The 12007-nt window shown below is 42.9% G+C and carries 8 protein-coding genes; 7 read left to right on the forward strand and 1 reads right to left on the reverse strand.

What is annotated here, in order from left to right; all coding sequences use genetic code 11:
- Window positions 1-658 precede the first annotated feature (658 nt).
- Entirely contained in the window at window positions 659-2206 is a 1548-nt protein-coding gene (pruA, locus tag QLQ22_RS01895) for an L-glutamate gamma-semialdehyde dehydrogenase (protein WP_284016730.1), read from the forward strand.
- A gap of 239 nt (window positions 2207-2445) precedes the next feature.
- On the opposite strand, the gene putP is transcribed toward pruA, so the two are convergent.
- Window positions 2446-3927: a sodium/proline symporter PutP gene (putP, locus tag QLQ22_RS01900; protein ID WP_223439084.1), complete on the reverse strand. Its 1482-nt coding sequence runs from the start codon at window positions 3925-3927 to the stop codon at window positions 2446-2448.
- Window positions 3928-4279: 352 nt separating this feature from the next.
- Here putP and QLQ22_RS01905 point away from each other — a divergent pair, with 352 nt between their 5' ends.
- The 6 genes from QLQ22_RS01905 (at window position 4280) to QLQ22_RS01930 (ending at window position 12006) form a co-directional block, all read left to right on the forward strand.
- Window positions 4280-4663, forward strand: coding sequence for an Hsp20/alpha crystallin family protein (locus QLQ22_RS01905; RefSeq protein WP_284015895.1), 384 nt, complete (start codon window positions 4280-4282; stop codon window positions 4661-4663).
- Between the two features lie 292 nt (window positions 4664-4955).
- Entirely contained in the window at window positions 4956-6227 is a 1272-nt protein-coding gene (locus QLQ22_RS01910) for an ABC transporter substrate-binding protein (protein ID WP_223439086.1), read from the forward strand.
- Window positions 6228-6294: 67 nt separating this feature from the next.
- Window positions 6295-7146: a carbohydrate ABC transporter permease gene (locus tag QLQ22_RS01915; protein WP_223439087.1), complete on the forward strand. Its 852-nt coding sequence runs from the start codon at window positions 6295-6297 to the stop codon at window positions 7144-7146.
- An 89-nt stretch (window positions 7147-7235) separates the two neighbouring features.
- Window positions 7236-8027, forward strand: a complete 792-nt coding sequence (locus QLQ22_RS01920) for a carbohydrate ABC transporter permease (protein ID WP_223443076.1) — start codon at window positions 7236-7238, stop codon at window positions 8025-8027.
- 11 nt (window positions 8028-8038) lie between these two features.
- Window positions 8039-9760 carry a glycoside hydrolase family 35 protein gene (locus QLQ22_RS01925; protein ID WP_284015897.1) on the forward strand — a complete coding sequence of 574 codons (1722 nt, stop codon included), beginning with the start codon at window positions 8039-8041 and terminating at the stop codon, window positions 9758-9760.
- A gap of 14 nt (window positions 9761-9774) precedes the next feature.
- Window positions 9775-12006, forward strand: coding sequence for an alpha-galactosidase (locus tag QLQ22_RS01930; RefSeq protein ID WP_252207931.1), 2232 nt, complete (start codon window positions 9775-9777; stop codon window positions 12004-12006).
- Window position 12007: the final 1 nt, after the last annotated feature.

Genomic DNA, 12007 nt, shown 5'->3' on the forward strand with positions numbered 1-12007 from the left:
CTTTTACAGGTTAAATCTCGGATTTGGATACTCAATGAGAGTGAATGATTCTCCTAAACAGTCTCAATCCTGGATTTGAATACTCATATAGAGCGAATGATTCCCCTAAACAGTCTCAATCCTGGATTTGAATACTCATAGAGAGCGAATGATTCCCCTAAACAGTCTCAATCCTGGATTTGGATACTCAATGAGATCGAATGATTCCCCCTAAACAGGCACAATCCTGGTTTTGGATACTCAATGAGAGCGAATGATCCACTTTACAGGCTTAATCCTGGTTTTGGATACTCAATGAGAGCGAATGATTCCTCTTTACAGGCACAATCCTGGATTTGGATACTCATAGAGTACGTATAATAACCCGATAATTCAATCCCAATTATATTGGTAAAAGCATTCATTCTAATAAGAAGTTATCTCCCAATTCAGTCCAGGGACCGAGAATAGGTTCTAACTTTCTGGCTGCCCAAACCAATCTATCGCTTCAATCTAACTATCCGGCAACGCTTCCAATAAAATAAAAAAATAGTAAACTCTATGAAACAGAGAATTTAATAAACTTAATATTGTGACTATTTATCATAGTTTGAAAGTTTCCGCTTCTTTCGTTAGAATGGGGGGGAAACGTTTCATACTTGCAGGGAGGCGAATTAGAATCATGATACCGTACAAACACGAACCATTTACTGATTTTTCATCAGAAGAGAATAAGAAAGCCTATCTAGAAGGCTTGAAGCTTGTCGAGTCATATTTAGGACAGGATTATAACTTGGTTATTGGCGGAGAGTGCATTTCCACAGAGGATAAAATTGTTTCTGTGAATCCTTCAAATAAAGAAGAGGTGATTGGCCGCGTTTCGAAGGCAAACCAGGAGTTAGCCGAAAAAGCGATGCAAGTGGCAGATGAGACATTTAACACGTGGCGCAAAGTAAAGCCGGAAATTCGTGCTGACATTCTTTTCAGAGCAGCTGCGATCATTCGCCGCCGCAAGCATGAGTTTTCAGCGCTTTTAACGAAAGAAGCAGGCAAGCCTTGGAATGAAGCGGATGCTGATACTGCAGAAGCGATAGATTTCATTGAGTACTATGCCCGTCAAATGCTGAAATTAAAGGATGGCATGCCGGTTGAGAGCCGTCCTGGTGAATATAACCGTTACAGCTACATTCCTCTGGGTGTAGGGATTATTATTTCCCCGTGGAACTTCCCGTTTGCGATTATGGCAGGTACGACAATTGCCGCAATCGTAACAGGAAACACTGTGTTACTAAAACCGGCTTCAACTACTCCAGTTGTAGCGGCTAAGTTTGCAGAAGTTATGGAGCAAGCGGGACTTCCGAAAGGTGTTTTAAATTTCGTGCCTGGAAGCGGCTCTGAGGTTGGCGATTATTTAGTTGATCACCCACGCACCCGTTTTATCAGCTTCACGGGTTCACGTGATGTCGGAACTCGCATTTATGAACGTGCTTCTAAAGTGAATGAAGGGCAAATCTGGCTGAAGCGCGTGATTGCTGAAATGGGCGGCAAAGATACAATAGTCGTTGATAAAGACGCAGATTTAGAATTAGCTGCACAATCAATCGTGAAATCAGCATTTGGATTCTCTGGACAAAAATGCTCGGCTTGTTCACGAGCAGTTATCGTTGAGGATGTGTATGATCAGGTTCTAAATCGCGCAATCGAGTTAACAAAAGAATTGACAGTCGGTGATACAGCAGACGGATCTTATTTCATGGGTCCTGTCATCGACCAGGCTGCATTTGATAAAATTATGAGCTATGTCGAAATAGGCAAGGAAGAAGGAAGACTCGTTGCAGGCGGGGAAGGAGACAGCTCGAAAGGCTTCTTCATTCAGCCTACAATCATTGCGGATCTTGATCCGAAAGCACGCTTGATGCAGGAGGAAATCTTCGGGCCGGTTGTCGGCTTTGCGAAAGCAAAAGATTTTGACCATGCAATTGAAATTGCCAACAACACAGACTACGGTTTAACAGGGGCAGTCCTTACCAACAACCGCGATCACATTGAGAAGGCGCGCGAAGACTTCCATGTCGGAAATCTGTATTTCAATCGCGGCTGCACAGGGGCAATCGTTGGATACCAGCCATTTGGCGGCTTCAACATGTCCGGTACTGATTCAAAAGGCGGCGGACCGGATTATTTATTGCTTCATCTACAGGCAAAAACAACATCAGAAACGCTTTAATAGAAGGGAAAAGAGCTTAAACAAACGTTTGTTTAAGCTCTTTTTTATGAGGTAAGTCTGTGGCAATTGCATATTTACTTTTAACCTGCATCATGTTTGTATTGAGTCTAGCATCAATGATCTTTTCCTTCCAGGACTTATAATTCGATCGGTTTTTGATTGCGATTATCATAAACATTTACTTCAGGATAAAAAAGAAAAACGCTTAGGATGCAATCTCCTAAGCGTCTTATCGTTTATTACTTTGTTTCTTTCTCTAAAACTTCTTCCATTTCAGTAAATGTATTCTGAACACTCTTAGAAGGTCTGCTTGTGATTAAGCTGACAACGTAAACCGCAAGTAAACTTAAGAAGAATCCAGGAATCATTTCGTACATAAATTCTTTCAATGCAGGGACGTTTACCCAAATAAGTACGGTAACAGCACCGACTACCATACCGGCAAGCGCGCCCCACTTCGTCATGCGTTTCCAGTATAAGCTTAGAAGGACTGCTGGTCCAAATGCAGAACCGAATCCGGCCCACGCATATCCGACTAGAGAAAGGATAGTGTCGCTTGGTTCCAAAGATAGCAGAACACCTACGATTGCAACAAGCAGGACGGAGAGTCTTCCAATGAGAACAAGCTCTTTATCCGAAGCATTTCGCTTAAAGAACGTTTTATAAAAGTCCTCTGTCAGGGCACTCGCAGTAACAAGCAGCTGTGACGAAATGGTACTCATGATCGCTGCAAGGATTGCTGCAAGCAGAAATCCTGTAATGAACGGATGGAAAAGTACTTGGGAAAATTTGATGAAGATCGTTTCAGGGTCTGCAAGTGAAGCCCCTGTTTGATTAATATAGGCAATACCGACAAATCCTGTCAGCATCGCACCGATAATCGAGATAATCATCCAGCCCATGCCAATTCTTCGTGCAGGCTTTAGTTCCTTAATTGATGAAATCGCCATAAAACGAACGATAATGTGAGGCTGTCCAAAATATCCAAGTCCCCAAGCTAAAAACCCAAGGATGCCAATAACAGACGTTCCTTTAAAAATATTCATGTACGTCGGATCTATTTCACGGACAACGTCAAATGCAGGCCCCACTCCTCCAAGTTCCATAAATGCGACAATCGGTACAAGGACCAGCGCAAGGAACATGATGATGCCCTGTACAAAATCGGTTAAGCTGACGGCAAGAAATCCGCCAAAAAGAGTGTATACCATTACAACACCGGCTGTAAGAAGCATACCAAACAGGTAATCCGTTTTAAAGGCTGACTCAAACAAAAGTCCTCCTGATACTAATCCTGCAGAAGTATAAAGTGTGAAGAATATAACAATAACGATTGCAGAAACAAAACGTAGCATACGTGACGTGTCTTTAAAGCGGTTTTCGAAGTAATCCGGGATCGTAATGGAGTCGTTTGCTACCTCTGTATAGGTACGCAGTCGAGGAGCTACAAGAATATAATTAAAATAAGCCCCGATGGATAAACCTACTGCAATCCACATACTTGATAATCCGGTTGTATACATCGCCCCAGGAAGCCCCATCAGCATCCAGCCGCTCATATCAGATGCACCTGCTGACAAAGCAGTAACTGCAGGTCCAAGCCCGCGTCCTCCCAGCATGTAGCCAGATACATCATTTGTTGATTTTTTGAAGGCATAGAAACCAATCAGAAGCATGCCGACAAAATAAATTCCAAGTGATAAAATTGTTCCGATTTCCACCAAATCTCTCCTTTGACATAAGTGATAGTGTGATAAGAACCAAATATCGCAATCCGTTCAGCCCTATGGTTTACTAACCTAACAAACTATTCACCGTGTTTCAAGGAAATGAAACAGGCATGGCGGGGTTTTGAGCGCTTGTGATCTATGGGGCATGTATAAGTAAGCGCTTTCTGAAAAGAATTAAAGTAAAACTATTTAGAATTTTCTGATGTTACCTTTTCTGCCATTAACGCGTATTATGTCCGGTCGGATTTAATACAAAAACAACTTTATTCAGCGGATAGGCAAACTGTCATGATGCTACATATGATAATGAGATAAAAATGCACGTATGTCAGGAGGATTGAACATGGATTCAAATCGAAAAGATCCAATGAAAATGATCAATGATTTTTTTGTCTCGCGCCCAAAGCATACCCTGCTCGGAAGCATCGATGACTATTTTAAACATTCATTTGCTCCAAGGGGATTTCCGGTTGTGACCGAAGAATCAGACGCAGCATTTATTGTGAAAGCGGAACTGCCGGGAATCGAAAAAGAGAATATAAAGCTTGAGATTCTGGGAGAAGAACTGATTATTACAGTAAAATCAGAGAATGAGAAGAAAAACGGCAAACAATCAATACTGATTCCCCCGTCAGCTGTAAAAAGAAATTTAAAAGCGAACTACCGGAACGGTGTGCTGAAAATTACGATTCCTAAGAAGCCTTCAACTAAAATCGAGATTGATTGAAGTAAAACACCTATCTCTCATAACCAGAATTTAAGTAAAAAGAATATAGTAAAATAGTTCAGCTTTTAAAATAATAAATTAGAAGAATACGATAATAGAAAGGCGCGGATGCAAACTCGGCGCTTTTTTCTTTGTATGGGAACTATTTAAGTAAAATTAAAGGTAAAAAATAAAAAACTTTTAGTTAAATTTTACTTGAAGTTTTCTGACTATTATTCTATTATTGTTTATGTAAACGATTTCAATTTTTTTACGGTCAGTATCTTTTGATTAAGATTATAGGGGGTAAAACATGAAAAAGGTAATGGGTTTGATTAGTCTGGTTCTAATCATCGGCATGCTCTCTGCTTGTTCGGGAGGATCTTCTGAAAAGACAAGTAAAGAAGACAAAAAATTGACGGCCTGGGCTTGGAACATCAACGTTCCTGTACTTGAGGCAGCGGCCGAGCGCTATAAGAAAGATAATCCTGATTTTGAGCTTGAAATTGTAGAAATCGGGAGAGAAGATGTTTATTCGAAATTAACAACAGGCTTGCAGGCGGGCGGACAAGGTCTTCCTGACATCGTCCTTGTTGAAGATGACCGCATTCAGGGATATGCAGAATCTTATCCTAAAGCATTCTTAGATCTATCTAAGTACGGTTTTGAGGAGCATAAAGATAAATTTCCATCAAGTAAAACAGCCCTTTTAACTGTGAATGACAAAGTGGTAGGCTTCCCGTTTGACGGCGGACCGACAGGCGTCTTTTACCGCACAGATATTTTTGAAGAAGCTGGCGTAAAAGCAGAAGACATTCAAACATGGGAGCAATTTGTTGAAGCGGGAAAAGTCATTAAAGAAAAAACAGGCAAACCAATGCTTGGCCTTGATTTAAACGGTGACGACGGACTCTACCGCATGATGATGAATCAGCAGGGTTCCCTTTATTTTGATGATAAAGGAAAGCTTGCTTTAACGTCAGAAGAATCAATGAATGCTGCAAAAGTGATCAAGAAGCTTAAAGATGAAGGCTTAGTGAAAAATACAGTCGGCTGGGATGCATGGATCAGTGCCATGGTAAGCGGCGAGGTTGCAGCAGCACCATCCGGCGCATGGCTCTCAGGATCAATCACAGGACAAGGTAAAGATACATCAGGCAAGTGGGGCGTTATTGCTCTTCCGGCATTTGAAGAAGGCGGCAACCGTGCTTCTAACCTTGGAGGAAGCAACTACGTCATCATGGAATCTACGGACAAAAAACAAGAGGCATATGACTTCATGGAATACTTCTCAACAGATGAAGAAACACAGCTTGAAGCAATGAAAGGCGGCTTATTCCCGACACTTAACACGATTTATGATGAGCCGATCTTCACTGAAGAGCAGGAGTTCTTCTCTGGACAGCCGATCTGGAGCACGTTCACAGAGCAAATGGAGAGCATTCCATCTGTTAACTATACAGGCAACTATTCACTGGCAATGGATGAATCAATCAAAGCCCAGTCTGAATCAGTCAGCGGCAAAGTATCGATGGAAGAAGCATACGAAGCCGCGCAAAAACGATTAGAGAACAGAATTAAATAACATTGAAAAATGAACAGAAAGGGCCGAATTTAATTCAGCCCTTTCCTAATTTAAGGTGGGATCTTGCATGAGTCAAACACGTTTATTTCCTTATATGTTTATCGCCCCTGCAGTTATACTCTTTATAGTTTTTACTGTCTATCCGATTTTTTCTTCTCTTTTATTAAGCTTTCAAACCTTTGAGGCAGGGGAATACATCTTTACTGGATTGGATAATTACGTCACGTTATTCCAGGATGAAATTTTCCATAAAGCCCTTATGAACACGTTTATTATCTTTATCGTTCAGGTTCCGATCATGCTGACTCTGGCTCTTGTGCTTTCAAGTGTGCTGAACAGCGGACTGCTGCGCTTAAAAGGATTTTTCAGAGTTTCATTTTTCCTTCCTGCAGTCACATCACTTGTGGCATACTCTATCCTTTTCTCGATCATGCTTCAGGAGGAAGGAATTATTAATACAGTTATTGAATTTTTAGGTATGGAAGCGATCCCGTGGCTGTCAGACAGCTTCTGGGCAAAAGCATCCATCATCCTTGCGATGACATGGAGATGGACGGGATATAACATGGTTATCTTTCTTGCAGCTCTTCAAAACATTCCAAACGATATGTACGAGGCTGCTTCTTTAGACGGTGCAGGAAAGATCAGACAGTTTTTCTACATTACCATTCCGCAGCTGAAGCCGGTTATTCTGTTTGCTGGAACATTATCAACTATCGGTACGCTGCAACTATTCGATGAGCCATTCAACTTAACAAAAGGCGGACCGGCTGATTCCACGATGACACTTGGCTTGTACATCTACCAAAACGGATTCGAATTCTTCCAGTTCGGCTACGCATCAGCCATTGCATACATTGTTGTGGTATTAGTAGGCATCCTAACGTTCATTCAATTCAAAGTGGCAGGTGATAGATAATGAATGCAGAAACGAGCAACCGAATTCAATCGAACTTCCTAACCGAAACAAAGAAGAAGCGAAGCAAAAAAATACCGCAGAAGCTTGGCATGTACAGTTTATTAATGCTTTTCCTGATCATCTCGATTTTCCCGTTTTACTGGATGTTCATCGGCGCTACAAATGATTCTGGAAAGATGTTTACAAATCCGCCGACACTGACGCCTGGCGATCAGCTGATGACGAATTTCCAAAACCTGAATGCATCGATTAATATCCCGCAGGTTATGTTTAACTCGCTGTTTGTATCCCTTCTATATGTAGTCGCAGCGCTCGCAGTATGTTCGCTAGCTGCATATGCTCTTGCAAAATTTGAATTCAAAGGAAGAAACTTTATCTTTACGGCGTTTTTGCTGTCCATGATGATTCCATATCAGGCAACACTGATTCCGCTTTTCCGCATGATGTCTGAGCTGAATTTGCTGAATACGTACTTTGCGGTTATTGCTCCGCAGCTATGCTATCCATTTGCCATTTTCTTGTTAAGACAGAACTTCCTGGCATTCCCGACAGAGCTGATTGAAGCAGCACGACTTGACGGAGCAGGGGAACTGAAAATCTTCTTTAAAGTAGTAGCGCCATCTATGCGGCCTGCACTCGCCGCAGCATCGATTTTCCTGTTCATGACACAGTGGAACAGCTTTATGTGGCCGCTTGTAGTGTTGAACGATGCAAGTATGTACACGTTCCCAGTTGCTCTTTCAAGCTTAATGGGTCTTTCATACATTGATTACGGTCAAGTCATGATGGGTGTTTCCATCGCAACCATTCCAATCATAATCTTCTTCTTAGTACTGCAGAAGCAATTTATCTCAGGCATGCTCGGAAGTGCCGTGAAATAGGGGGAAAAAAGATGCTGACAACAAAGGGAAACCAGTTTTATTTAAATAATGAGCCGTTTCAAATTTTATCAGGCAGCATTCATTACTTCAGGGTTGTACCGGAGTTCTGGGAAGACCGGCTGCTCAAATTGAAGCAGCTCGGGATGAATACGGTAGAAACGTATATTCCGTGGAATGTCCATGAACCGAAAAAGGGAGAATTTCACTTTGAAGGTTTGGCAGATCTGGAAAGCTTTATTAAAAAAGCAGAAGAATTGAAGCTGTATGTCATTCTGAGACCGGCTCCCTACATCTGTGCAGAGTGGGAGTTCGGCGGATTTCCAGGGTGGCTGCTGAAGGAGCCGGGAATGGCGCTCCGCAGTTCGGATCCTGTCTTTTTTGAGCACCTGCGCTCTTATTTTAACGTCCTGCTTCCAAAAATCGTGCCGCATTTAACATCAAACGGCGGGCCTGTTATCGCCGTTCAGGTGGAGAATGAATATGGCGCTTACGGCAATGACCTAAAGTATTTGAATGATTCTGCAGAGCTTTTTAAACAGGCAGGAATAAACGTCCTGCTATTCACCTCAGACGGACCAGAGTTCATTCAGCATGGCTCCATGCAAGATGCAGTGACAACCTTGAACTTCGGCTCCCGCTCGGAGGAAGCCTTTGCTTCACTCGAAACGTTTCGACCGAATTCTCCAAAGATGTGTGCAGAATTCTGGATCGGCTGGTTCGATCATTGGGGAGGAAAGCATCATACCCGCGAGGCTGCCGATGTTGCGGCAGAGTATGAAAAAATGGTGGCACGGGGGGCTTCCGTTAACTTTTATATGTTCCACGGGGGAACGAATTTTGGGTATATGAACGGGGCAAATCATTACGAGTTCTACACTCCGACGATTACAAGCTATGATTACGACGCGCTTTTGACAGAATGGGGTGACCCGATGGAAAAATACCATGCTGTTAAGCAGGTGCTGTCTAAATATACGGATGTTCCAAAAGAAAACCCGGTCCCATCTGAAAAGAAACACTATGGAACTGTGGAGCTTGCAGAACAGATGAGTGTGTTCGATTTTCTGAAACAAAAAACACCGAAAACGCTTATTGCTCCAAAATCAATGGAAGAGCTGGATCAGAACTACGGCTATGTCCTTTACAAAACAACGATCACAAAGCAAGGCGAGCTTGAAATGGATATCACGCCAATCCGCGACAGAGCGTTTATTTACATTAACGGCAGGTTGGAACGCACAGTTTACCGCAATGATGCGGAAAAAACAATTACACTGCCATTCAGCGAGAAGAAAAACATCCTTGAGATCTTTGTTGAAAATATGGGCCGCGTCAATTACGGCAAGCATTTAAAGGATAAAAAGGGCATCATTGATAACCTCTGGATCGGCAATCAGTACTGGTTTCATTGGGACGTATATTCGCTAAATCCAGATGAAGAAGCTGTTTCATTCATTAAAGGAAATGATGAACGCTTCCCGCGCTTTTACAAAGGTGAACTTTCGATTGAAGCTCCTGCCGATACATTTATTGATCTTGAAGGATGGATGAAAGGAAATGTGTGGGTGAACGGCTTTAACCTTGGCCGCTACTGGGTAACAGAAGGACCTCAAAAACGTCTTTACTTGCCGGGTCCTCTTTTGAAAAAAGGAAAGAATAAGATTTTACTTATCGAGCTTGAAGGAACAGATGCCCATTCCATCAATCTTGTGGATAAACCAAATCTTGGGTAAAGGAGCTTGCTACGATGCCTATATTCATAAATGAAGAACGCAATCAATTCCATCTTACGAACAAAACGGTCAGCTATCTTTTTCATGTCATGAAAAACGGGGAGCTTGGCCAGCTGTATTACGGAAAAAAACTGAACCATCAGCCTGATTTCTCTCATTTTGCAGCTTATCATATTCCGACTGCGGCAAGCTGTCATCCTGAAAAGAATGATCCTGCCTTTTCACTTGAAACGGTTTGTCAGGAATATCCGCTATACGGAACGAGCGATTTCAGAGAGCCGGCAATTTCCCTACGGCATCCAAATGGAAGCTCTGTCAGCAAATTTGAGTATTCATCCTATGAAGTGATAGATGGGAAAGAGCGCATCCCCGGCATGCCGGCTACGTTTGCCAATGCTGGAGCAGCATGCACTCTCGTCATTACCTTACTTGATAAAGTGAGAGATTTAAAGCTCAAACTCTCCTATACAATTTTTGAAAACACCTCTTCAATTACACGTCATGCAAGCCTGGAAAACGAGGGAGAGCAGCCGATCGACATCGAAAGAATGATGAGCATGTCACTCGATCTCTGCGATCATGATTTTACAATGGTTCATCTTGCCGGAACATGGTCAAGAGAGAGACATGTAAAAGAACGAAAGCTTCAAACCGGCATTCAATCGATCTCAAGCATTCGCGGAGCAAGCTCGCATCATCATAATCCGTTTATGGCGCTGAAACGTTCAAATGCTACAGAAACAAGCGGAGAGGCTTACAGCTTTCACTTCGTGTACAGCGGCAATTTTTTAGCTCAGGCTGAGGTTGATCATTATGATACAACGAGAATTCAAATGGGTATACATCCATTTCAGTTTAACTGGCGCCTGAATCCTGGGGAAGCGTTCCATACGCCAGAGGTAGTCATGACCTACTCTGATAAGGGCCTGAATGGTCTTACACAGTCTGCTCATAACCTTTTCAGAGAGCATCTCATTGCACCTGTCTGGCAAAAAAGAGAGCGTCCTGTGCTCATCAACAACTGGGAAGCCACTTATTTTGACTTCAATGCAGAAAAAATCGTTGCGATTGCAAAGCAGGCCAAAGAGCTCGGTGTTGAATTATTCGTTTTGGATGATGGCTGGTTTGGAAAGCGGAACGATGATACGACGTCACTCGGCGACTGGTTTGTGGACAAAAACAAATTGCCGGAGGGAATCGACGCTTTGTCACAGTCGGTCCGAAACGAAGGGCTGAAGTTCGGCCTATGGTTTGAGCCTGAAATGATTTCAGAGGAAAGTGATCTTTATTCAAAGCATCCGGACTGGGTCATTCATGATCCTGAGCGGCCGGTTTCATATGGACGCAATCAGTGGGTGCTCGACTATACAAGAGAAGAAGTGGTGGATTATCTGTTTGAGAGAATCTCCTCTATTATCCAATCAGCAAAACTCAGCTATATCAAATGGGATATGAACCGCAACATCACGGAAGCGTATTCCGCAGCACTCGGACAGGATCGCCAGGGAGAATTTTTCCACCGATACATTCTTGGGGTTTACAGCCTGTATGAAAGACTGACTTTTAAATTCCCTGACGTGCTGTTTGAATCATGTGCAGGAGGCGGAGGCCGCTTTGATGCCGGAATGCTCTTTTATGCTCCTCAGGCTTGGGCCAGTGACGATACGGATGCGGTGGAGCGATTGAAAATTCAATATGGATCTTCCTTTATCTATCCGATCTACAGCATCGGCTCTCATGTTTCCGATATTCCAAATCATCAGACGCTGCGCAGAACGTCCTTAAAGGCGCGCGGTGATGCCGCATACTTCGGAACGTTTGGCTATGAGCTGGATCCGAACAAAATGACCGATGAAGAAAAAGCAGAGGTAAAAAGTCAGATCGAAACATATAAATCACATCGCACACTAATTAGAAACGGCGATTTTTACAGATTGATCAGCCCATTTGAATCGAACGAAACAGCGTGGATGATCGTCTCTAAAGATCAGACCGAAGCATTCATCGGATGGTATCAAGTACTGGCTACGCCAAATCCAAAGAAAATCCAGACGCTGAAGCTAGCGGGGCTTGATGCAAACAGCACCTACCATGTGAACGGGTCAGATCAGGCGTATGGAGGAGATGAACTAATGCAAAGAGGACTGCAGCTTCCGGTTGAATACAACGGTGTGAACAAGAATCATGCAGAACGCGGCGGAGATTTTCAATCAAGCGTATTCCACTTAACGAAAAATGGGGGATGAG

The organism is Metabacillus hrfriensis (genome assembly GCF_030127205.1).
In the GTDB taxonomy this organism is placed as follows: domain Bacteria; phylum Bacillota; class Bacilli; order Bacillales; family Bacillaceae; genus Bacillus_P; species Bacillus_P dongyingensis.

Coding starts and splice junctions, on each gene's coding strand:
- QLQ22_RS01910 (WP_223439086.1), top strand. CDS start 4,956: ATGAAAAAGGTAATGGGTTTGATTAGTCTGGTTCTAATCATCGGCATG.
- QLQ22_RS01925 (WP_284015897.1), top strand. CDS start 8,039: ATGCTGACAACAAAGGGAAACCAGTTTTATTTAAATAATGAGCCGTTT.
- QLQ22_RS01920 (WP_223443076.1), top strand. CDS start 7,236: ATGTACAGTTTATTAATGCTTTTCCTGATCATCTCGATTTTCCCGTTT.
- QLQ22_RS01915 (WP_223439087.1), top strand. CDS start 6,295: ATGAGTCAAACACGTTTATTTCCTTATATGTTTATCGCCCCTGCAGTT.
- QLQ22_RS01905 (WP_284015895.1), top strand. CDS start 4,280: ATGGATTCAAATCGAAAAGATCCAATGAAAATGATCAATGATTTTTTT.
- QLQ22_RS01930 (WP_252207931.1), top strand. CDS start 9,775: ATGCCTATATTCATAAATGAAGAACGCAATCAATTCCATCTTACGAAC.